At 35.3% G+C, this 24,155-nt stretch carries 22 protein-coding genes; 8 read left to right on the top strand and 14 right to left on the bottom strand.

The features are described 5' to 3' along the window. The first annotated feature begins 104 nt into the window (after window positions 1-104). The 3 genes from JNL75_06135 to JNL75_06125 all read left to right on the top strand — a co-directional run bounded on the left by JNL75_06135 (window position 105) and on the right by JNL75_06125 (window position 3,151). Complete coding sequence (locus JNL75_06135) at window positions 105-611, top strand: hypothetical protein (protein MBL7789398.1); 507 nt, start codon at window positions 105-107, stop codon at window positions 609-611. Window positions 612-1,040: 429 nt separating this feature from the next. Next, window positions 1,041-1,610 (top strand): hypothetical protein, encoded by a 570-nt coding sequence (locus tag JNL75_06130; GenBank protein ID MBL7789397.1) that lies wholly within the window; start codon window positions 1,041-1,043, stop codon window positions 1,608-1,610. Window positions 1,611-2,032: 422 nt separating this feature from the next. Next, a complete protein-coding gene (locus tag JNL75_06125) occupies window positions 2,033-3,151 on the top strand; it encodes a YifB family Mg chelatase-like AAA ATPase (GenBank protein MBL7789396.1) in 1,119 nt (372 codons plus the stop codon). On the opposite strand, the gene JNL75_06120 is transcribed toward JNL75_06125, so the two are convergent. Next, on the bottom strand, window positions 3,066-4,571 hold the full coding sequence (locus JNL75_06120; protein MBL7789395.1) for a recombinase family protein: 1,506 nt from the start codon (window positions 4,569-4,571) through the stop codon (window positions 3,066-3,068). The two genes, JNL75_06125 and JNL75_06120, sit on opposite strands and share 86 nt — an antisense overlap. Window positions 4,572-4,714: 143 nt before the next feature. Here JNL75_06120 and JNL75_06115 point away from each other — a divergent pair, with 143 nt between their 5' ends. Both JNL75_06115 and JNL75_06110 read left to right on the top strand, forming a co-directional pair. Then, entirely contained in the window at window positions 4,715-5,377 is a 663-nt protein-coding gene (locus tag JNL75_06115; protein ID MBL7789394.1) for a serine/threonine protein phosphatase, read from the top strand. Between the two features lie 9 nt (window positions 5,378-5,386). Further along, window positions 5,387-5,893 carry a hypothetical protein gene (locus tag JNL75_06110; GenBank protein ID MBL7789393.1) on the top strand — a complete coding sequence of 169 codons (507 nt, stop codon included), beginning with the start codon at window positions 5,387-5,389 and terminating at the stop codon, window positions 5,891-5,893. On the opposite strand, the gene JNL75_06105 is transcribed toward JNL75_06110, so the two are convergent. From JNL75_06105 to JNL75_06090, 4 genes are all read right to left on the bottom strand, one after another. Continuing rightward, on the bottom strand, window positions 5,894-6,142 hold the full coding sequence (locus JNL75_06105; protein MBL7789392.1) for a hypothetical protein: 249 nt from the start codon (window positions 6,140-6,142) through the stop codon (window positions 5,894-5,896). Next, window positions 6,135-7,916: a T9SS type A sorting domain-containing protein gene (locus tag JNL75_06100; GenBank protein ID MBL7789391.1), complete on the bottom strand. Its 1,782-nt coding sequence runs from the start codon at window positions 7,914-7,916 to the stop codon at window positions 6,135-6,137. The genes JNL75_06105 and JNL75_06100 overlap by 8 nt, the downstream gene beginning before the upstream one ends. Beyond that, window positions 7,913-12,526 (bottom strand): M4 family metallopeptidase, encoded by a 4,614-nt coding sequence (locus JNL75_06095; protein MBL7789390.1) that lies wholly within the window; start codon window positions 12,524-12,526, stop codon window positions 7,913-7,915. Before JNL75_06095 ends, JNL75_06100 begins: the two co-directional genes overlap by 4 nt. A gap of 441 nt (window positions 12,527-12,967) precedes the next feature. Further along, the gene (locus JNL75_06090) at window positions 12,968-13,321 is read right to left on the bottom strand and encodes a helix-turn-helix transcriptional regulator (GenBank protein ID MBL7789389.1); all 354 of its coding nucleotides are present in this window, start codon (window positions 13,319-13,321) and stop codon (window positions 12,968-12,970) included. 122 nt (window positions 13,322-13,443) lie between these two features. Between JNL75_06090 and JNL75_06085 the strand changes: the two genes are divergently transcribed. Then, window positions 13,444-14,169 carry a hypothetical protein gene (locus tag JNL75_06085; protein MBL7789388.1) on the top strand — a complete coding sequence of 242 codons (726 nt, stop codon included), beginning with the start codon at window positions 13,444-13,446 and terminating at the stop codon, window positions 14,167-14,169. 11 nt (window positions 14,170-14,180) lie between these two features. Next, on the top strand, window positions 14,181-14,846 hold the full coding sequence (locus tag JNL75_06080; protein MBL7789387.1) for a hypothetical protein: 666 nt from the start codon (window positions 14,181-14,183) through the stop codon (window positions 14,844-14,846). 177 nt (window positions 14,847-15,023) lie between these two features. Here the strand turns inward: JNL75_06080 and JNL75_06075 are convergent, their stop codons facing one another. The 3 genes from JNL75_06075 to JNL75_06065 all read right to left on the bottom strand — a co-directional run bounded on the left by JNL75_06075 (window position 15,024) and on the right by JNL75_06065 (window position 20,148). Beyond that, window positions 15,024-15,494: a type II toxin-antitoxin system PemK/MazF family toxin gene (locus JNL75_06075; protein MBL7789386.1), complete on the bottom strand. Its 471-nt coding sequence runs from the start codon at window positions 15,492-15,494 to the stop codon at window positions 15,024-15,026. A gap of 1,031 nt (window positions 15,495-16,525) precedes the next feature. Continuing rightward, window positions 16,526-19,555, bottom strand: a complete 3,030-nt coding sequence (locus tag JNL75_06070; GenBank protein MBL7789385.1) for a type IV secretion system DNA-binding domain-containing protein — start codon at window positions 19,553-19,555, stop codon at window positions 16,526-16,528. 2 nt (window positions 19,556-19,557) lie between these two features. Then, entirely contained in the window at window positions 19,558-20,148 is a 591-nt protein-coding gene (locus JNL75_06065; protein ID MBL7789384.1) for a hypothetical protein, read from the bottom strand. A gap of 111 nt (window positions 20,149-20,259) precedes the next feature. On the opposite strand from JNL75_06065, the gene JNL75_06060 reads away from it, so the two are divergent. Next, a complete protein-coding gene (locus tag JNL75_06060) occupies window positions 20,260-21,402 on the top strand; it encodes a hypothetical protein (GenBank protein ID MBL7789383.1) in 1,143 nt (380 codons plus the stop codon). A 62-nt stretch (window positions 21,403-21,464) separates the two neighbouring features. Here the strand turns inward: JNL75_06060 and JNL75_06055 are convergent, their stop codons facing one another. The 6 genes from JNL75_06055 to JNL75_06030 form a co-directional block, all read right to left on the bottom strand. Further along, window positions 21,465-21,881, bottom strand: coding sequence for a hypothetical protein (locus tag JNL75_06055; protein MBL7789382.1), 417 nt, complete (start codon window positions 21,879-21,881; stop codon window positions 21,465-21,467). A gap of 79 nt (window positions 21,882-21,960) precedes the next feature. Beyond that, on the bottom strand, window positions 21,961-22,491 hold the full coding sequence (locus JNL75_06050) for a JAB domain-containing protein (GenBank protein MBL7789381.1): 531 nt from the start codon (window positions 22,489-22,491) through the stop codon (window positions 21,961-21,963). Window positions 22,492-22,520: 29 nt separating this feature from the next. Further along, window positions 22,521-22,745, bottom strand: a complete 225-nt coding sequence (locus tag JNL75_06045; GenBank protein ID MBL7789380.1) for a hypothetical protein — start codon at window positions 22,743-22,745, stop codon at window positions 22,521-22,523. A 27-nt stretch (window positions 22,746-22,772) separates the two neighbouring features. After that, complete coding sequence (locus JNL75_06040) at window positions 22,773-22,976, bottom strand: hypothetical protein (GenBank protein MBL7789379.1); 204 nt, start codon at window positions 22,974-22,976, stop codon at window positions 22,773-22,775. Between the two features lie 40 nt (window positions 22,977-23,016). After that, window positions 23,017-23,550: a hypothetical protein gene (locus JNL75_06035; GenBank protein MBL7789378.1), complete on the bottom strand. Its 534-nt coding sequence runs from the start codon at window positions 23,548-23,550 to the stop codon at window positions 23,017-23,019. Between the two features lie 27 nt (window positions 23,551-23,577). Beyond that, the gene (locus JNL75_06030; protein ID MBL7789377.1) at window positions 23,578-24,147 is read right to left on the bottom strand and encodes a hypothetical protein; all 570 of its coding nucleotides are present in this window, start codon (window positions 24,145-24,147) and stop codon (window positions 23,578-23,580) included. Window positions 24,148-24,155: the final 8 nt, after the last annotated feature.

Genomic DNA, 24,155 nt, shown 5'->3' with positions numbered 1-24,155 from the left:
AAACTATCATTCGAGAAGATGGCAAAATTATTCGACTCAAAACAGATAAAGGGTACCTTGTTTGCTCATATTCTTCGACTAGATACAGGAAGGATAAATATGAAATGGAGAAGCAACTAGCCAAAGCTAAAGACATTATTGAACGACCTTCAAAAAGTAAAAAAGTCAAGTTTGTGAAAGCAGATAAAGATCAACTTATCATCAACCAAAATTTAATAGACAAAACTGAAAAATTACTTGGATTAAAAGGGTATTACACCGATATAGAAGAAAATGTACTAAGAAGTAACGAAGTCATAGAGCGATATCATGAATTGTACAAAATAGAGCAGGCATTTAAAATTGCTAAGTCAGATTTACAAACAAGGCCTATCTTTCACTTTAAAGAAGAACCAATAAAACTTCATATGATTATATGTTTCATTGCACTAGTATTATCAAAGCACATCGAACTAAAAACAAAGGTATCAATCAAAAGGTTTATAACAGAATGTAAAAAAATAGCTGATGCTAGAATGATAAATTCAATAACCCAAAAAGAAGTTACCATTAAAGGTAAAACAACAGAAATCGTTGATAGATTTTTAGCTGATTTGAACTTGTCGCACTAAAGTGGACAAGTCAGGAAAACAATCGTCTTTTGACAAAAGAGAGCTAACATAGCTCCGGTGAGCAAGGTCTGGCCTCTATCCTACCTCCATTGAATTTGCACGAATCATTAGAGACTACAAAAATTCACTCGGTAGCTGGACTTCTGGATAAGGGAGATTCACTCGTTTTCGAACGACCTTCCTCGCCTTGTCAGGTGTTTCCACCTGACATTTATTTTGAAAGATACAATACAAAATTAGAAACCAACTTTAAAATTACTAAAAATTTCTGCTAGCCTTTTCTGCTTTGTGCTTGCAGGCTGGATATGAATCTACATTTCGTCAGTTAGAAACTGCTGGCAATACTGAAAGAAGTTGCTGTGTTTCTAATTAGCGAAAAGATTTTGACAATGTATTTTGATTTATCTTAACTTTGAGAAAAATTTTAATATGGTAAATTTAATAGAATTACAGGAAACACTTTTCAATGATCTAAACTTAAAATCAATTCAAAGTGAAATCCTTAGTAGAACCACAGAAAATTATGTAAAACTAGACCAAATAGAGACAGTTCTCAAAATCTGTATTTCAGATGCATATAAAGGCATCAATATGTTGATTATAGATGATTATGAAAAGCCACTTGGCTCTGTGAGATATGTGAATATTGATGGTGAAAATCTTTTGCAGTTTTCCAATGGAGCCCAAGTGGAAATTGAAGGTGGGAATGATGTGGACGATATGATAAATATTCTTTATGACCTGTTTGGAAATAACATACAGAAAGTTAGAGTAACTCAGTATCTTGATAATCGAGTCTCGATACCCGAGGCACTAAATAAGATCCAAAAGAATTTTCTTCAGATTTATGAAGCGAGTTCACATAAGTCGATATCTTCAGCTGCTATTGATTATTCAGGCTGTGAAGAAGAAAAAGGAACAGGCTGTAAAAAGAAGGCTATGTGTAAATCTGGAAAAGGAAAATTGTGTAATTGGATAGCAAGCGAATGCCACGATTAAAAATTGCATAATTTTCAGTCTGCAGAATCTCTTGAGGTAAAATCCTGCCTAGTCAGGTTTTTCCACCTAACACTTTAAAGTGACATTTATTATTAGAATAGTAAAACAAGCTGTAAAAAGATTAAAGAATTGATGCGAGCATTTCTAATTTGCACGTATAGTCTGTATAAGAATCAGCTGCCTTGCCTCAGAAGGGAACTGCTTATGGAGTGGCAATTTGTGTAAAGGTTGATTTAATACCGTAAGCGTATTAGCAATAGTCCAATGTCGCATGGCTCAATGCGCTAAACAAATACAGCTACGGCATTTACCATAGCAAGGTTTTAAAATGGGTTGGACCATTTTAAAACCGCTATTGGTATAACATTCTTAGTTGAACTTAAGACTTTTGATTTAATTTAGCCACTAAATAAAATATTAGAATGCTAATCAAAACATTCGGAAGTGCTGTTTATGGGGTAGATGCCGTGACGATTACCATCGAAGTTGGTATAGACAAAGCCAGCACGAAATACTATATGGTTGGTCTGCCAGACAATGCAGTGAAAGAAAGTTTACAGCGCATCGAAATGTCACTCAAGCATGTGGGTTTCAAAATGCCGCGCTACAAAATAGTTATCAACCTAGCTCCTGCCGATATTCGCAAGGAAGGGTCGGCCTATGATCTCCCTATAGCTATCGGAATCTTGATAGCGAGCGGACAAATAGAAGATAAAATAGATGTATCGAAGTATATAATCATGGGCGAACTGTCATTGGACGGTTCTATACAACCTATACGAGGGGCTTTGCCTATAGCTATCCAAGCTCGCAAAGAAAACTATGAGGGATTTATCCTGCCAAAACATAATGAACGGGAAGCTGGAATCGTAGATAAACTCAAGGTTTATGGAGTACACACTCTACAAGACGTAGTGGATATCATCGAGCAGAAAAAAGAAGTTCATCCCGTTTTCGTGGATACGAGAACAGAGTTTGAGGAGAATATGAAAAATATTCGCTACGATTTCACCGATGTCAAAGGTCAGGAAAACATCAAACGAGCTATGGAAATTGCTGCTGCAGGAGGACATAATCTTATCCTTATCGGACCACCTGGTGCTGGTAAGACCATGCTGGCCAAGCGCATGGCGTCTATCTTACCTCCATTGAATTTGCACGAATCCTTAGAGACTACAAAAATTCACTCGGTAGCTGGACTTCTGGATAGGGGAGATTCCCTCGTTTTCGAACGACCTTTTCGCAATCCGCATCATACCGTAAGCGATGTAGCCCTTGTGGGTGGAGGCAATCATCCACAGCCAGGGGAAATTTCTTTGGCGCATAATGGTGTACTATTTTTAGATGAATTGCCTGAATTTAAACGCACCGTATTGGAAGTCCTTCGACAGCCGATGGAAGACAGACAAGTGACCATTTCACGGGCAAAATTTTCTGTGACCTATCCAGCAAGTTTTATGCTGGTAGCGAGCATGAACCCCTGTGGTTGTGTGCACTATTTGATACGTTTTCAAAGGAAAGCGGATTGTACTTCATATTGATTTCGATATCAGGTGTTTCATTAGAAACAATGATATCAGCAGTAGTCATTTGAATCGTCTTATGCTTTTCTTCATGTGACATCATATCCCAAAAGGATGAGAGGTTTCTCATATCTTGGATAAAGAAGTCGAGGGAGGCACCACTGTTTTGGAGTCTATCTAATTCAATTTGCACCTCGTTGATTCTTTGGTGAATCTGAGAGCGTTGTAATTCAAGTGGGTCATGATAGGATTTAAATGACTCCTTTTTAAGCTCGCCAGTATGAAAAAGGTCAAGGATACCTTCTATCTTCTTTCCAATTTCATCAGACTTTTGTCTGAGACCTTTGATTTCATTCTCCTTTACCTTTACTTCTTGAAAATCTTTATCAAACTGCTTTCTGATTTCCTCATCAGAGAATACAAAGTTTTTGATTTCTTCTTTGTACACCTGTTCAATATCATCAGGTAAAATCTTGTTCTTACAATCTTGGCATACATAGCGAGGGGATCGTGAGCGCATATACATCATCCCTCCACAGCTACATTTCAGTATTCCAGAGAACAAATGCACTGTACTGCGCTTTCTCGGTTCACGTTTGGTATCTGAATCCTCTAAAATTCCATTTACCTTATCCCAGAGTTCGGTATCGACAATTGCAGGGACTTCATGAAATACCCAATCCTCCTGCGGTTTTACCTTCCATGTTTTACCCTTACCTTGGCTTTTAGTGTAATTCATACGTCTGATGCCTTTAGCGATAGGGTCACGAAGTAGTCGGTCAACCGTGGAATGTTTGAATTTCGCTCCATTACGGGTGCGGTATCCTCGTTCATTGAGGATATTAGCAACTCGTTGGTTTTTCTTATGTTCTAAGAAAAGTTCAAACATGAGTTTCCGAATTGCTGCTTCTGCATCACAGAGAACAATTTTACCCTTTTCATCTTTCATATATCCAAAGGGAGCAACCCCTCCTAGAGACTTCCCAAGTTGCGCTCGAATAGGTATCGAAGCCAAAACCCTATCAGCTATTTCCTCTCGCTCCCACTGAGCCATAGCAGCAATCATGGTATAGAAAAACCTGCCCGATGGACTGGAGGTATCGATGGACTCTTGAAGGGAGACCAAATCAGCACCATACTCATTAAAGAGTTCTGACATTTCAATGAGTTCTTTGGTATTTCGAGCTAGTCTCGCAATCTTTGAGAATATAAGTCCTGTGATATGACCTCTCTTAATATCATATATCATACGCCGTGCTTCAGGGTGTTCCAAAACTGATTTACCACTTACCGCTTCCAAATGATATACTTCTGCCACATCCCACTCTTTCATCTCGGCATACATTTTGGCACGTTTCTCATGATGCTCTGGACTTTCTCCTCTGGCTTGGTCAATAGTAGAAACCCGTATCCAAATACCAACTTTTTTCTTTTCCATATAGTCAATTTTAAGGCTAAGATAACACAAAAATACTAAATACGCGTTAATGTTGTGAACGTTTTCCACTTATGTATATATGTTGATAATCAACTGAATAATTTTGCAAAACAAGATTAGCTTTGCAGTCAATTTAAACCTTCATGAGCACTTTCGTTATTTCAAACATTCATGGTAACAATGCAAGATTTCAAAGCATCTTGAAAAAGGCAAAATTTACTAAAACCGATACTCTCATGATTCTTGGAGACTTGATAGATTTTGGTCATGATAGCAAGGGTGTTCTTGATTCAATCTTTCTCCTCAAAAAACATGGTTTTAAAGTAATCTGTATTCGAGGGGATCATGAGCAAATACTCCTTGATACATTAGATGGCAAATATTCAAAAAACTTTTGGCTTAGTTTAGGCGGTCAAAAAACTCTTGAGAGCTTCAATGTTAAGGACGTCACTCACATACCTAACCCATATATTGAATTTCTAAAATCACTTCCACTTTTTCATATAACAGAGCATTATTACTTTGTTCATGCAGGAATTGATATGACTGCAAATATGCCTCTAAAAGATAGCAAGTCGTTACTCACTCTTACTAACTGGCAAGAAAAGTATGTAGAAGGCTGGCTGGGAGAATCTAAAATCATTCATGGACATACACCAGAGTCGCAAACTGAAATCCTCAAGCAAATTGAAAAGGGGTATAATGTGATAGGAATTGATAATGGGAATCAAGTGAGAAAAGAGCTAGGTTTTGGAAAACTATGTATTTTCAATCTTGATGAAAATACTTGTATTTTTGAGGGTTAAATAACTCGTATGAAAAAGGAAACAGGGTTAAACACCAAAGAACTTGAATTTAGATACAACTATATCAAAGGGAAAATTGCTGAACATATAGTAGAGCAATTATTCATTGCACTAGGCATTGATGTCTATCGTTATGGAGTTGAGCATACCGTTCCGCAATTGCTCAGTTATATGAGGAAAAATAAACAACCTAATGAAACATCTCATATTCGTAATAACCCTGATTTTATTATCCGCATACCAAAAACAGACTCCATACATTTTATTGAGGTAAAGTACCGAGCAAATGGAACTATATCTAGAAAGGAAATTGAGGAGTCATACAATTACCCACCTAATACATTTATTATCCTTGTGACCAAGACTTCAATCAAGAGTATTAAGTTTATCGACCTCAAGGAAAACAATGCAAAACCAATTGATATAATTAATCAGCCTGAATTTTGTATTGAAAATAGTTTACTAATATCCCAACATATTGAACTAGCTCAGAAAGTATACAAAGGTTTAGACTAGTTATGGCTTATTAAAGCAGGTGTCTTTTTCAAAGGTTTCTTTAGCTACTTCATACAAAGCTTTGTAATTTCTTAGTTCATACTTTAGGTTATCTATTTCTAGTTGTTTATTACTGCTCTGACAATTAAAGGTGTGCGAGAAATTTGAAACATTTTTTAATTTTTGAAACTGTAAGGCATTTAACAATACAGAAGCAATCAAAAGAATTGAAACAATAATAAGATAAGTTCTCTGACTGTTACTATTCATGCTCAATCACAATTTTTTTACTGAAAATAGTATTCTCGCTCTTGTCAGTTAAATGTATAAAGTAAATACCATTAGGTAGATGCTTTATGTCTATTCGATATCCACTACTAGTTAATTCAACTTTAGGAGACATTTGTTGTCCTAAAAGATCACTTAATTTTACATTACCTTCTAATACTCGATTACCTTCTACGATCAAATAACTTTTCACTGGATTTGGAAATATTTTTATTTCTTTCTCTTTTAAAACTTTTATTCCTGAATTCATACTATCTACTCTGACTTGAAAACTGAGACTATCAACGGTGCTCCCTGCAAAGCCCCAGAGCTTAATAGTATGTATGCCTGTAGTTGAAAAATTATGTGTAATCTCCAAACTCGTGTACTGCTTACCTTCAATTGTCCATATAGGCTGACAAAGCACCGAGAGGCTATCAATAATGCGCACTTTGAGGGTATTTCCATACTGGGTATCTATTTTGTAAACTATCTTGCATTTATGGTCTTGAGTATAGCCACAGCTATCTGTTTTCATGAGGTAAGCAGACGTCCCTCTATTATCATTTATGTTCGCCCAGCCTGAGGTAATAAATCCACCATCTACATCCCTTTTAACATCCCTGCGATAACAAATTCCGTTATATCCCGGTAAAATCCATGACGTTTTATCATTAAGTAACTGTCCGCCTATGATTTCTTTAGTCACTTTATGCTGATTAAAATTGTAATGAATTACTAAGGAAGAGCCTGAATCTTTACCTGTGATTATGCCGTCTGAAGTAGTATCTCGTTGAGTGAAAATCATGAGTGTACTATCATTTTTTAGAAATAGACCTTTAGGGCGACTTGTTTCACAATTTTGATTATTTAAATTATGATAATAATTTTTTGTAATCTGACCAGAGAGAGAGATAAAATGTAATGAAGTAAAATGATCAAAATATCTACATTTTCTGGTCACAGTATCTATATTTCTATGCATACTACCTACATAAACATAACCTTTACCATTAGATAATTCGACTAAGTTTTCTGAAAAATCTTGGGTAAAAAATTTCTCTCCAGTTGAGGTCAAATCATTTCTCCAAATTACATTAAAATTGGTGTCCAGTTTTATAAAAAATGGGTCAATATTGGTCGTTCTTCCATTCATCTTTCCAGATACTAGATAACCTCCATCAGAAGTTACTAATAGATTATCCGCATACTCAAAACGAAATAAAGGAGGTATCTCCTTTATTCGCAATAGATTTCCTAAAGTATCTAATTCTATAATGCCCCATCGTCTAACCAAAAAACTATCCTTGTGAATGGAATAGGCAAAAGTTGCTATAACTTTATTGCGCTTCTGGTCATAGCGAGCTACATTGAACTCCATATTAGGATAATCAAAAAAAACACTATCTTTAAAAATAGAAAAATCAGAATTTAAAATGAAAACACTTCCTCGTCTATCAATTGTATCTTCTTCTGCCCCAAACTGAAACAGTTTTGAACCTATTTGGGTAGTATAAAAGGCAAACCTAATATATCCTAACTTCGGAGTAAATGCATAATTCTTGACAGGATTACCTAAATTGTCCAATTTACTAAAAAATATATATTCTGGTAATCTGCTTCTTTGTAGGTATGTTTGGTTGTGAAAAATGAAAGAATGTTCTGAATAATCAAAAGTATCTTTAATATTAGGTACAGAAGTATAAGTAATCTGCTGAGCAGTCAAAAGACTGCCCAACAGATTAAAAACTAAAATTATTATATACTTATTTATCACTTATATATTTGAAATTGTTTTGCGGTCACAATAGTTCCATTGACTTTAATAGCCATAATGTAGATACCATTTGCTTTATCACTCAAATCATATACACGACTAAAGAAATTCTCTGTGAAATCATCTACTAAAACATAGGTCGAAGGATTGCTTACCTTCACTATCTGAATAGAAGCAGTTTCAATAGGAGTAGGCACATTGAACTCAAAACGGATATGACCCTCTGTGGGATTCGGGAATATCATCACAGGATAGTCATTGTAGTATTGCTCCCAGTTGATATCTGGCACGGTATCATTAGAAAGAAGACTAGGGAGTAGATGGATAAAGTTGGTGTCGAGTAACTTAATTAAAACACGCTCTGCTACTGCGCCTGCATAGGACTGTTTGGACTGGATAGTAAACAACTGCTCTAGATCGCTTTCGGATAATTGAAAACTCGTATCGCCATTAGACTCTGCTTGTAGCATCACTTTTTCTTTACTGTAAATATACTTCAAATCTCCTTTATCTTCCAATAGTTTAGTCAAGGTATTCTGTCCTTGATAGACTATGGATTCTATCTGGAAAGAGTCTAGTTTAGCTTTTGCTATAGCAAAAGCATTAAAATCTCTATTTCTCAATACTTCTTCGACTAATTCTACTCTATCTTCCCAGAAAGGAGATTCTTCTAAATAATCTCGGAGAATAGGTAGGGTATCGGGGCATTTACGGCGAATAGAGACTTGTATATCTTTGGATTCTTTTAAGAGACCATGGAATACACGCTGCCGATCTGCAAGGTGGACAAAATCATGGTAGCCTCCTAGTAATTCAGTCAGACTGCCTCTAAAGTCCACTACACGCCATTGGAAACTATCGATATATGGCATCACTTCCTCACAAGGTACATCCTCATGTGGTGGTTTGACGATATTAAAAATATTGCCATTGTCGCAAGTCGTTGGTCCGAATTTTCCGCCAGCGGTTGAAAACACACACGCATTGTATAGGTACTCTTTATCGCCATAAGTATTGGTGCGACAAAGTGGGTCAGGAGTTTGAGGCGAAGCAATAGTTGGTCCTGTTCTAGATTGGGTATTGTAATAGAATCTGAAATTAGATTTTGCGGTATCCACTTTGATAGCCGATTCGGGCGATACACCACAATTAGAACTATGAGAAGTAAGCCATTCAAAGGTATTCGCTGCTGGATAATGTTCCATCAAGCATCCATCTGGCTCATTAACTCCATCCGGTAGTCCTTGGTCTCTCAAGTTTCCTTGTACGAGAATAGCTGCATTGGCAGGTGCGCCGAATTGATTACAACGCATACGGAGGTTGCGGTTTTCGCCCCATACCCATGCCCCTATGTGCCAGCTGTTATCTATTGTATTTTTAGAAAAGGCATTTAGATTCGTAGCATTATTCTCAGCAAAAAATGCTACCGCTGGTACTGAATTATATCCAGGAAAACTTACTGAAAAATTATTTTCATAGACCTTTACATTTTCTGTTTTATTTAGGTGAACACCTGTATAACTTGAAATGTTATCCCAAGAATTAACATATCCATGACCTATACGATTTTGGAAGATATTTACATTCTTCATTCCACTTACATAAATAGCTTTGGCAGCAATTGTATTTGAACTATTCTGGTTTCCATCGGTTGCTTCAAAATTACAATTAGAAATACTCGAATTTCCAAAATTTTTACTATTTGTGTTTAATTGTATACCTATGGTACTATAGTCAAAAGTATTACTATCAACTACAATTGACGAGGTATTAAATACGTTTAAACTATAAAGATTACTTTCAAAAGTGTCGTTAATGAAACTAGACATTGCTACATTAGTAATTTTAGCTCCAGTTCTTACTTGAGAAAATTTATTATACTTTAGATCAACATTATTTGAAACTAAGTAAGGATTTAGATTATTACTACCTGCAATATTAAATCTAAGTCCTGTTAAATTCAGGTTGTTATCCTTAAGGGATTTAATTTTATTGCCTTTAAATGAAAAATTGTCGTCCCATTCATAATAGACTGGTAGGGTTAAAGAAATCATTTGAGAGGCTGGGCGATAGTATAGTATGTCTATCAAATTTTGGTCTGGGATTATGTATTTTTGATTATTTTGATTAACGTTATTGTTGTCAAAATAAATTCCTCTACCTCCTTGAAAAGTTGTAGCGAATTTAACAACTGCCGCATTATTAATAAACTGAGAATTATTAACATATACCTCCCGAGAGTTAGCCACTAACTCAACTGGTGCTCCATTTTGTCCTAGAGCATCGCCAGAAGTGTAATAATATCCTGATTGAATAGCCAGTTTTGCATGTTGGATGGTACTATTTGACACTAATAAAGTGGTATCATAGTAGTTCGCATAAGTACCAGCATAAAACAAATGTGAATGCAAATATGGAAATACACGAATTCCCTGCCACATTTTATTTGGATCACAGGAATCTCTATGAATAACCGATTGTAAAATTGAATTTATCACACTTAGGCTACCTGAATATTTTACTTCTAGAATACTATTTTCAGAAAATTCAAGTAAACTATTGTTTCTTATTGTTAGTCTATAACTCGAATCAACAATTAGGTTTTTACCAAACTTAAAGTTTTGAATATTATCTAAAACAAGGTGCTTAGAACTTCCAACAACAAAGTCCTTAACGTGGTAATCAAAATTAATTAACTGTTCATCTCGAACATTAACCGCATCCCAAGCAGCGGCTAGTCGAGTTTTCAAACTTGGATTTCCTCCATATAATTGATCTACAGAAATCATATATGCGTTTCTAGCATCTCTGTACTTCGAACGGAGTATCAGATTAAACTTAAATGTTTGAAAAAATAATCTTTCTAATGTATCAATACCAATAGGTCTAACCATCCATGTTTGTCCACTGTGGATTTTAGAACCTCCTGTAACTAATAAATAAAACCAATGATTATGTACACCACTATTAGTATGTACACCACAATAATCATTAAATAAAGAATCACAACACTTAGTCTCAATCCAATATTGTCCCCCATAAATAGATGGTTGTTCCTTTAGTTCAGGATTTGCCATACTTCGCATATAAGGTAAATGCCTATTATTTGTACCTCTAAAACCTATATCCTCACCAATAGTCCAATCTTGTACATGTATCATATTGCTATACTTCAGTGTCATATACCTTTCTGTGAGATATCCAATGACGTCAGCAAATGATTCATCAAGTGCTCCCGATTCCTTACTGTAAACTAATCTAGACCCATCATGCATAATCATGTGCCCCAATTCGTGACATAATACATCTATGGGAGCTACATAATTAGCCCTATTGTAACGATACATAGGATAACTGTAAGTTGAAAAAGTATCATGCAATCCTAACACAACACTAAATGAAGATTCATGCCAAAATGCATTATTTCTAGGGGCAGTATGGTTAGAAGTTACAATTTTCAAAGTATTGGAGTCTGTTGTGTAAGTTAAAGTATTTGGAGGTGAAAAGCTAGAAACTAGTCTACTAGGCATTGTTCTACGAATTCTATAATTATACTTTGCATTAAGCATTTCTAGGAAATTATTCGAAATCCACAAATTTTGTGCTGTATAGGTAAATCCTGTAACGGTATCATTACACATAAAATTATGTAATGAGTCTCCGTATCCTACGGTATTAGCTGAATTATTAGGATTAAGGCTTTCTACCTGAGAGCCGTTCCCATACCCATACTCGCCTATATAAGAGAGTAAATTGTAATTTCTAAATGTATCAAAAGTATAAAATCTAGGCCGTTTATATGGGTGGTAAAATTGAGTATTTTGAGATATTGGGTGAAAAGAATCAAATTGTACAGGTTTTCCTCCAAGTCTTGAAAACATTAAGCTATCTTTCTGAACCCTTATTGTTTTATTTCCATATAATGGGGTACATGTTTGAGCATTGTGACTTTTAATATTAGACTCCACAGAGAGCAAAGTGCCAGTTACAGCATCTATATACACATTGTAATCTTTGAAATCAGGACTATCAAAAGCAACATTCACCATATATGCTAATCTAAAATCTGAGCTTAGTAAAAAATCATTCTTACCTGTATGGACAATCATGAGTATGGCATTAAACTCAGGAGTTGAATTTGGTAGGTTTAATAATTTAGGATTAATAAACTTTGCACCATTAAAATGTGACTTGGCATTTATTATAGCCTGATTTCGCGTTATTTTATTTGAGGTATCAATATTTAGTCCTTCTACCAAATCTCCATTGACAGACATTTTATTACCATAAGTATGAAAATTCAGTTGAACAGGATAGACTTCTAATCCTTTATAGTACTGTTTAAACTTATAGTGAATATTGTCATTAATATCGAGACTTTGATTTGAGAGTTTAAATTGATCAAAAACTCCAATTTTATAAATTGATTTTGATCTCGAAAAGAAACTGTCAGGAACTATTTGTACTTTCAAATAAAAAGCCCCATAGTTGAAACTATCTAAATAAGTACTAATCTTATTAGTAGGCACAATAAGGCTGCTAGAGCCTTGACCTCTGATACTGTAATGGGCAAATGTTAAGACTATAATAATTGCAATAAATTTTTTCATATTATAAGTTTTAAGTGTGAATATTTTAGTGATACTTCTTACTAATTCCATGTATAAGATAATTTGAGTTTCCAATAATTACTTTATATGCGTACAATTTTAAGGTTGAAGAATGAATCTCTTTCCTCAATTATTCCTGTATCACAAAGATAACTACAAATTTGAAATTTTGTTAAAAGAATAATCTCATTTTGTTAGGTAAAATGAGGAAGTGTTTTAAAAGCTTAAGTAATCTTTGGAATAAGTTATAGACAATGCAAACATTCAATAAAATTTAAATCACTTTCTTCCAATGCCACAGCAGGCTGTACCTTAATAAAAGAATATTTATTTAAAGCTAATTAATAGAATTCCTATACTTCAATCTCCAAAAAACGAAAATGTTAAAATCCGATTTTTGAAGTTTGAGAGTCTAAATTCTACCCTCATTTATTACAAACACTACTTCTTCTTACTCATTTTGATAATATCAGTAAGCACACTTACTGCTTTCTCAAGTGATGGTATATCTACGTTATAATTAAATGTAGGATTCTGGCTTTTAATAGCTACGCCATGAGCACCTTCTAGGTGATAGATATCTTGATTCTTTTGGCTGATAATTTCTCCAACCGATAACTGGTAGAAATTCGCTACCACCTCGAGTGTCTTGAGATCTATATCTACATTGCCATTTTCTAGTCTCACATACGCAGAGGGAGACATCCCCAATTCTTTAGCAATTGTATTTTGAGGTTTACCTGTTTCAAGGCGTAATTCCTTGATTTTACTAGCGGTAAGAGAGTTAATATCCATAATTCACCATTTTTCGGAGCAAATATAGTCCAATTTTCGAAAATAGGAGTGAGAATGTTTGGAAACACCCGCAAATCGTGTGATACTTGCACTTTCATCATAAACCATTAAATTCTTTCACAATGAAAAAAACAGTTTTACTCAGCTTGCTGAATCTAGGACTCATCAGTCTTTCAGCGCAAACCACTTCAACCACTATTGAGCCTCTTAAAAAGTTAGATTCAATGGAGTTTCGTAGTCAACTATATTCTGCTGCGCTAGGATATGGCAACATGGGATTCAATCTCAAAGTAGACATGGCATTTCTCATGTTTAATAACAACAAGAGTAGTACGCGATTCTATATCGATGCTAACTATCAACCTTTAAGTTTTGGTCGCAAAAACTTTACCTTCGAAAACACCAACTATCCTTCAGATGTTTTCTTTATCGGAGTAGGTGGAGGACTTTCCCAAGAATTCAATCTTGAGAGATTCACGATTACACCACTCCTAGGTTTAAAATACTACTATGTAAGATTCTATGATAAAGCATTGGTAGATGCTATTGGACAAAATGGTCTAGAGCGATACATTACTGACCAGTTTGGGAATAGGAGAATAGTAGGTCCCACCGTGAGCAATGGATATGGGAATAAAGTCAGTTTTGAGGTTGGCACTCGGTTAGGATTCAAGGTTACTAAGTGGCTTGAATTTTCGACTACCGCAGTATTTACCCCAAATGAATTTTCTACTGCTGGGTCACTTTTTGGCAAGTATTGGGGAGAGGCTCCTTATACTAATGAGTATTTTGTAGACAAGCTCCCTTTGAAACTTGAAGGAAATGTACGATTTAATTTTGGTCATTAATACTCTGTCTGATGAAGTACATTAATCTCAGCGGAATCTTACTCTGTATTGTCCTTTCAATTTCTAGCTGCAAGACCAATCTTGACACCAATGGAGCAACAGCCCTTCTCCAAAAGGTGGACTTTATGGATTACCAAAAGGAATTTACTACTAATTACAAAGAAACCATACAGAGCCAGTACTATAATGGATCATCCAATAATTGTAATAGTGGTGGGTGGGGAGTTACTATGTGTTCCGAACCATTTATCAATGGCAATAGTGATTATCGTTACCTCGATAGCCGAACACTGAAACTTCTCGAACAATTGGAGAAATACAAATATATCTCCGTAAAAGATAGCGTTGATAATTCGAGCTGCTGTGAGTATCGATACAAAGTAATACATTTGGAGGGCGAATCTAAAAATCTAGATCCAAAACATCTGATTGTAGAAAAATCCACAATAACCTATATCACGATTACTCCAAGCCTTGGAACGATTACTGGTATAAAAAACACCGAAGAAGGCAAGCGAGCTGAGATTGAATTTGAACTCAAATTTACTTGTAGTTTTCTTGGAAATGTTGTATACCAAAGTCATTGTAGTGATACAGAAAATGAATCATTTCTCGGTATAGCTGAAATGTATAACGATGGTTGGCGGATAACCAGTATTCAGAAAAAAACGCCATAGAGGCGAATAGTTTTTTTCATGTTGTGGCTATTCCATATCGGGATAGCCATTTTTTATTCTCCAAATAATTGAGATAGATTTTGGGATCGTTTCTAATCTCAATGTTCTTCGCAGGATGGAAACATTGCTGTGCGTCCCATACGAGTAATCGTATGCGGGGAAATAAATAAATACTCCTTAAATATGAGGAGTATTTTTTGTAATAAATTCTATGAACATATCGCCAATCTCAAGCATTTTCTTTTCACTCAGTCTGCCACGAAAATCAAGCAGTCGTGTTTTAGAAATAGGGCGTGCTTGTTGGATTAATATCGTTCCTTCCGAAAGTCCTTCACTGATAGTTAAATCATAGTCATTGAAATTAACTCGATACGGCTTTGATTGTGTATTACTGGAAATAGGGATAACAAAGACAACATTACTGTTGCGGAGATAATAGTCATTGCCTTGGAATATCAGCACAGGGCAGAATCTATCAATCTCATCGTATATATTTACTCCCAGGTCTGCATGGTAGATATCTCCCGCTTTAACATAGGGCTTAGATTTTTCTATTTGGTTTTCAAAATACCTTATGGCGAGTTTTTCTTTTTTCTCAAACCATTTACGCAAGAATTCAATTTTCTTTTCTAGATTGAAATATGACATAGAAAGACTATATCACATTCATAAAATTATTGGAAATCAAAATTCACATGTATAATTCAACCTAGGTAAATGAAAAGTATTGTTTGCGTTAACTTGACTAATCTATAAGATATACTATTATATTAATAACTAAATCCTAAAAAAATCATGGTAAAATTGAAATATACTAATAAGTGTCTAAATAATTGTTCAGCAAAGAAATGTTGCATAAGTAAACTATCTTAAAATTTAACATATTAACTAAAAGTCTCATAATGAAGTTATTTTGATTCATAACGAACACATTCAATTTTTTAACCAAATTTTCATTGAAAAAGTGGGCGAAATTTTCTATATTTTTGCATTACAATTTCAGCCTATGACATATTAATATAACTACTACAGTTCTTCTTTATAAAAAGAAGAAGGCTATGCGCTAACATAGCCTCCAGTAGAGCGAAAAAACAAACAAATTTTTAACTTAAAACTATCAGATCTTATGAAGAAAATTAGCTTCCTTTTCCGCTTTTTTTATGTACGGTATCGATACAACAGATATCGATGGTATATATTTCAAAAGTTTGCACGTCTTTCATTTTTTTTATTTCTTTTCTCGCTATTTCGTTTTGTGCTTTACGGGCACAGATTAGCTTTTCAATCCAAACATACTTTGGAGTTTTGTTGTGAGTATTTTGAAATACTACACACAATGCTCCACCATGTGTTGGCAGAAAGCTATTATAAATAAACGAGTCGGTAATTGGGCATGTAAAAATTTAAGGTGAAAGAATCGGGTTTATTCAGATTTATGAATACTATCCCGCTTCAGCGCCTTTGAATTTATTATGCCTACGTATGAAAGAATGGTCACAAACATTGTTAAGTTTTTTTGGTGAAATACTTGTTGGTTCGATGCAAATATAACACAAATAATTGAGAATTCGATGTTAAATTTTAAGTGATAATGAACATATTGCACAATGCGTTGCAATTGTGCCTCATAAAAAAGTATATACTAAACTAGTTTTTAAGGCAAGTAATTGGAAACCTTATTACTTCCTCCTTATCGTCGATAAAATAATATCCGTCAATGACCCCTTTGCATCATCATTGCTATTGGGAACATAATTTGTTTTGACTCGGTATCCTCTCACCTTGTTTTCTACTTTCGGTTTTTGCTCCATAAAGACTTTTTCAAAAGCAGATGATATCTGTGCAGGAATGAGAAAATAGATTTTAGAGTGGTGTTCATTTGTAATCTCAGATAAAGCTAATGTTCTGATATTATCAAGATGTTTCTCACTTTCAGAAATCATGAATATTACTTGAAATCCGTTATCAATACATTTCCTAATATTTCCAACTTCATAGCTTGAGGTATTGGTATCTGATATTTCCACCGCTATCTTTTTATCATCATTGAACAAGGCAACATCTACTCGTCTACTATCGGGCAAATCATATTCAATGAATGCTTGATATCCTCTTTGTACCGCTATGGTCTTTATGAGGTTTTGCAGGGTACGATGTTTACGTACCACTTCCATTTCCTCTGTTTTTTTGATAAAGTCATCCTTTTGTTTCTCAAAGTTGTCTACTACAATAGGCTCTGTAACTGGCTCATCGATAGTCTCTGGAATGAGTTCATCCACTGGTTCTGGGATAATTACTTCTTCCTGTTGTTTCACAACAACAGGTTTTTCAATTGGTGTTTTCTTTTTATACTCCCTAGTCTCATTCTCAGCATGAGACATAAGGGTATTTATCATCTCCTCTACTTCAGCTCGTGGAGTACAAAACTTCTCACGAGTGCTAGTAAAAATATGCTCTCGTACTTCATGGCTATCCTTTGAAATGCTCGTTAGCGGCTCTGTTTGGAGATTCCCATCACAGGATGCACTACCAATACGAACCAATGCTTGCCCTGTAGCAAGTGATTGTAAGTCCTTACGATCAAAGTATGAAAAACTACTTTCTAACTTTACACTATCAGCATCACCTATTCTAAAACATATCCTTGTATATGGATTTGAGAGGACAGAATTGAGGACTTTAGCATCGTCTAGTTGTGTTAAGTCTTGGTGAGCTAGGATCAGTCCAATACCATATTTTCGACTCCCTGAGAGCATAGATACAATACTTGGAGTAAGGAAGTGTTGAAATTCATCAATATATACGTAATACGGTGTCCGCTCGTCTTTAGACTGAGATTGTCTGCCGAGAGCTACTTGATTGATTTTAGAGAGGAGGAGTGATCCTAATAAATAACTATTTTCCTCTCCAATGAGTCCTTGGGAGAGACGAATTAGGACGGTGGTATTGGTATCTATGCAGTAACGCATATCTAGTCCCTTTTTCTGAACGAGCATATACCTAATAATCTTGGGACGCAGAAACGTATCAATCCGGGTAAGCAGTGGAGCGATTTTACCTGCAATGGCTGGATATTCATGTTTCCAATAATAGAGTAGGGTTGCATCTTCAACTGATTCTAAAAACTGACTCCTAAATGCTGACTCAATGAGAAATCGTTTGAGCTCAATGAGTGTTCCTCCTTTAGTGCTTTCGAGGAAAGTATTAATAGCACTTGATAACACCGCTGTCATTTGGTCACCCCAACTGGTAGCATGCTGCTGAAATGCTGCAACCAAATCTGACGACAATTGAATTTTCTCTATTTCGGTATTTGCCTCAAGGAGGTTAAATCCAATTGGGAAATCTGCATCTGATGGGTCAACGATAAATACTTTGTCTTTATGAGCATCAGGAATCCGAGCAAGGATATCATTGACAATATCTCCATGAGGATCAAACAATGCACAACCAATACCACGCTCTATATCCTGCAATACCATATTTGCCATGAGGGTAGATTTGCCCGTACCTGTAGCTCCTATGATATGGGTATGGCGCAGTCGCATTTGGGTATCCAGATATACTGGAGTAGAAATCCCTTGATGGATATTGACCCCTATCTGACACTTTTTATCACTCGAGACATATTCCAGTTGCTTAGTCTTTTGTTCGACACTACCGAGCTTTGACACACTTATATTACTTGGAATATGCATCAGATGAGTCAGTTCATCAACATTAAGCACCATTCCCATGCGATTACTCGTACGGTCAAATACGTTGTTGATATGCCAGTCTAAATGATATCCCTCATTGGATAAAGGAATCAATTTATTAGTGCCACTATCTGAAATTAGGGATATGGTTTTTGTAAGTTCTTTCGTGAGACTTTGAGTTTTGTAATTCTCCTCTGTCTGGACGATAATGCGGAGGATAACAGAAAACAAAGGTGAGGATGATTTCTGTAGTGCAAGTTTTGGCATCTCTGGTGCATCGTAAAAGAATGATTCTCCATCATAGCCCGTAACTGCACGAGGGATGTCTTTAGCCAGAGGTGACCCTACTCCTCTAAAGATTGTCTGTACTACAACTGACTCATGTACTCCCAAATTATTAAGCAATGAATACAGAGGAGTGAGTGAATCTATTTTGCTCTCCAGTGTATTGATTGGTCTGATAAATTCCTCTGAAAGTCCAAAGTCAACAATACCGAGATCAGATTTGTCATGAAAAGGTAACCCCTCTATATCTATCTCTGTGGTGATGATACTTGGAAAGTAGGTAGCAATATGCGAGGTTAATACATGGCCATCATAGGCACAAAACACGAGCTGTAAGGCTATATTTCGCCCTGTAGCGACTATTTCCATAGAAACAGGGTGCTGAGTAAAGGAAAGCATAGAAACGAACGAACGGAACGTTTCTAGGGTTATTTGGTGGTTTTTGGTAAAAGAGAGTCGCAGCCCTTCTAAAGGTGGAAGTTTACCTAAAGCTTTAGGATTTGGTAATTGAATTTCCTCTTGTTTTGGTTCTTCTTTGTTGAATATTGACTTTAACTGTCCGAAGATTGAGGGGACTTTACTGTCATCAGTTACTGTCTTGGCAATAGATACAAAATATGGTGCATAGGGAGGTTCAATACTTATAGGAGTATCATAAAAGTAATATCCACGGTGACGATAGTCCCATGCGTAATAATAGAGAGTTGCCTGTTCGGCTGTATTCATACCTAACGTTTAAATACGTCACTCATGACAGGCTTTGGAATTTCAGGCATGGGAATACCTTTCTCAGTTGTCATTTCCTTAATGAGCTCTGTAATATGATGATGCAGTAAGGTTCTAAATGAGGCACATTGATCATGTTCAAAATATGTATGTGAAAACATTAGGTCTGCTAAACGTTGACCAATAAATGGAATGGTACGCACTAATACTTCCATAAAACTCGGTTTAAAATGAGTCCAATAACTCGTAAAAAAGTGCTTGCCAAAAGGAGCACCGCATACATAGAAGACGTAGTCTTTGTAATTAATTGTGAGATAGGTTCTCTTTGAAAGGCCTATAATACTTTCGTTGAGATTTAGGTTCGAATATGAAATATTTTTTACATCTGAGTCAACAAGCCGCTGTTTCAAACGTTCAAAAAATTCTTTCGTTGAAAACTGCATATCAAGGAGAAGTGTCCAATGGGACAATATTTGCAGCCCATTGAAAAAAATGAAGAATCTAACAATTAGGTAAATGATAAAGGCGTAAAACAATAATACAAACGAACCACCAAAGAGTCTTTCTATTCCATACATACTTTGTAAATACATAATCAAATAAGTTTAAGTTAAGACCCTAAAGATATTAGTTTAATTTTTTTTAGTTTATTTTTTGTTAATATTTGTACTTTTATATCTATAAACCACTTAAACATAAACATCATGAAAAAGTTTTATTTAACACCCATACTTCTTCTCTTAACAATTCAGAGTATAATATCCCAAAGTAATTTTATTGTAATGCCTAAGACACCCTCTATCGAGATTAAAAATACTCCAGGCACTCATCAAATTGTACCTATTGAGTTTGATTTAATAAATCAAACTAACGCAATTGTGAATAGTAAGATAACAATAAAATCTGACTTCTCCACGGCACCAGTTATTTCACAAATATCGTCTAATGAACAATCAAAAATTTCGATTGTAAATGATAATCAAACTTTTACCTTAAATCCAAAAGAAGGAAAAGAAATAAAAAGAATTTTCTATATCAATGTACTTAATGGATTAACAGTCAATTATGATAAAGTTTTCTACATTGATGTTACTGATAGTGGTCGAATAATATACAAAATAAAAGTGACAATTAAGCCTAGCGATGCACCAATTTCTACAAAAGATTATTTAGATTGGGATGGACCTCATAGGCTTGATTATGTAACCAAAGTTGAATCCAATGATAACATACTGACTGTAAGCGGTGAGAAAATAATAGACGATGACAACAATAGTCTTTATACTAAGAAGTATGTAAAATTAGAGAAAGGTGAATCATTAATAATAGGTGAAAGATTCAAGTTATGGCGTTGGAATTCATATTTGAAGTCTAATCCATTAGCATTAATAACAATCCCATTTAAAATTCGACCTGAGATATCAGAAGGTGGTAGTAAATTTTATGCAACTGCTAACTCAGGAATAACTAATTTAGGTTTAAATTGTGAGATTACTAAATTTCAATTAGATAAATATAATGCGAGTGGCAAGAAAACTACTATTAAAGCGGCTTTAGGGATATGGGCTGCACCTTCAGTTGAAGAACTAGACTCTCTCTCTACATCAGGAGCAGGCGGAAAACTAGGAAAAGGAGCTGGAAAAATTGAGAAGTCTAAACAATTTTTTGTGTCTACTGGCTTGACTTTAACGTTTTCATATAATGATATATCATTTGTAATTGTCCCTGCTGGATGGGATATTGGAACAACCTCTATTGGCAATAACTGGGTATACGATAAAAAATGGTGGTGGGGATTTGGAATAGGAATTAGCCCTAAAATCTTCTCGACTATCCTTAATAAATAGATCAGAAATAATTAAAATAAATAACACTAAAAAGCACTCAATCGAGTGCTTTGCTTTGGATATTATTTATCCTTCTTCTCCTCTTTATTGATTTGAGAATTTGGTTTTTGTTCATCCTTAACTGGATTCTTTGGATCAGGAGTTGAGGTCTTTTTTTCCGCAACTGGAGTAATCTTTTGCACTTGTGGCACAGAAGTATTATTTACTTGAGTATCCTTGCTCCATTGTTCCGTAGAGTATGATATGAGAAACATATCATCACCAATAAGTTTGAGTAATTCTGAATTCTCACATTCCATGAGATTGAGTTCACTGGGAACTTTTCCATCATGTTTTTTCTTGAGAATGTCTATCAAGTCTTTACGACTATAGTATTCTACAAGTGATTGCGAGAGTTTTGGATACTTAGCATCCTTTGATCGGTTTCTCAGTATGATACTGAACTGTTTTAAAAGTGTTGCTTTTGTTTCTTTGTCCATGATTTTGGATTTAAAAGGGTGAAAAAATGTGTATTGAGTTTTAAAAGTGAGTAATTTTACTTAACGATAATTCCAAGTACTATATTTCGGGAATTGAGCCCAGTTGTCCTTTATTAGCCATGCTGTGACTTGATTGCAAATCACTTGAGACAATAATATGGTCAACAAGGGTAATATCAAACCAACGCAGTGCTTCTTGAATAGCTTTGGTGATTTTAAAATCTTCCTTACTTGGCTCAAGAAAACAACTCGGATGATTATGAATAGCGATGATATGTAAAGCTCCACTATCAAGTGCCAGTTTTACAATGTATTTCAAATCAACCAAGGTTGCATGTGATAATCCAATACCAATAGTGCGAATAGCCAGGAGTCTATGTCGGTTATTAAGAAACATGACAATGAATTTTTCCTGACAATCAAGAGAGATATTGGAACTTTGGATATATGATTTCAAATGCTCCATAACTGATTCTTCGCAATTAACTATTGGTAATTGTGCAATAGAGGTAAACCTCGGATCAAGGCGATAAAAGAGTTCAAGGTATGCGAATTGAGTAAGTGGTGAATCTCGTTCAGATAACATACCTCGCTCTGACAGGTGTTTCATAAAAACTTATTTAATTGTTTGCGTGAAAATTAGAAGTCTACGTCATCTCCATCCTCCACTTCGCAATGATTCATAATCACTGCTAGGAGGTGATCATAATCTCCTGTTTTAGCTTCCTCGGTGACAAGGTCAATTTCCTCTTTTGTCCAACCTTCTCTGCGAGCTTGACGCCCGAATGCCCCCAAAATTGAGAATGCGTTGGCATCAACTCCAACAAGGTCGAGATTTACTGTTTTTGGTACGATTTTTTGCATAATGTATTGATTTAATTTAAAAAATAGTTAGTGATTTAATTTCTCTACTTCTCTGTTAATATCATAGTAAGTATCATAATTGTCGTTATTGAAATAATAATCAACAGCGAGTTTTATAGCACTTGGATTTTCCTTTTCAAGTTCTTTTATTTCAGATAATGCAAAGGCTTCTTGGGGACTATTGACTTTAGACTTGTAGAGAATTTTAGAAATACGGTTGTAGGTAATCATTTGTGATATGGTTTATGGGGTTAAAAAATTGAGGGACACGTTATTGATCTTTCAAGAACTTGTTAGGGTCAATCCCTGCTTTTCTCAATCTCTCTTTCCAGTCTATGTCCACTCTTGTTTTCTCTGCATTGAGTTTCTCAAGAAAGCGGGTAGGTATAGAATCAAGCGGGTAGCATACTAAAAGATGCATAGGGAGTTTAGATTGAAATTGGTCATAGTCTGTGTAGAAATTAGCAGCATAGATTTCCAACTGCTTGTCATCTAAATTGATGAGATAGGCATATTCACAAAAGAGTTCATCTCTAGCGAATTCCTTCTCATCAAGGAGTGTTAGGGATTTACCTTTGAGAATTTCGATTAATATCTCCTTTGCGCTGAGATATTTCATAGGTTCAGAGAGTTCTGAAACCCATGTAATCTTTTCATAGTTTTTGATAAATGCTTCCCAATCAACTATGATAGTGCAAATCTCTGCGACACTCTTACCGAGTACTTCGAGATAGCTGTCAAAGTGATTAATACTGGCGCGGATATGTCCTTTGTGGACAAATCCTAAGAGTCCTCTGGTGCTCATGATACTTAAAATTTAAAGAGTTAATGATTAGTTTTTAGGGGGTTCTCCAATATGAAATTCTACGGTTGTGATATCATTTGGGTCTTGTTCGTGGAAGTATTCAAGAATGAATTTGACGTTTGGATAAGCACAAGCAAGATGGTTCATAATGGGTATAGGTGGACTCCAAGCCGTTTGAAAAAAGATTGTATCGCTGGTGCGATTACGCAGGTGTTCATCATCAGAGAAAATAGCATTCCATTTCGTTCCCCAATGCTCTACAGACCAGTCATACCAAGTAGTAAATCCATACATTTTCTTGTTGTTGTGATACTGCTTGGCTAGACTTTTAGCTTCTTGCTTTCTCGTAGTTGACATTCGTTTGAATCGTTTAACTTCAGATTCATCAAACGGTTTCTTGAGATAGTCTCTCTTGTAAAACATTTGTGCATCTGAATCCTCACTGATATTAAGTGACTCTGGCATAGGAATGATTTTGTTAAAATCAATTGCCCTTAGCTTGTCGTGTTCATCTATGAGACTGATAGCCTCTTTAACTTCTTGGACATGTTGTTGCTCTCCCTTCAGAATGAGGGAGCAGTAAATAAAGTCTGGCATATTAAAAA

Source organism: Chitinophagales bacterium (assembly GCA_016787225.1).
In the GTDB taxonomy this organism is placed as follows: Bacteria; Bacteroidota; Bacteroidia; order Chitinophagales; family JADJOU01; genus CHPMRC01.
The sequence above is the reverse complement of the archived record's forward strand: the minus strand, read 5'-3'. Positions and strand labels throughout refer to the sequence as shown.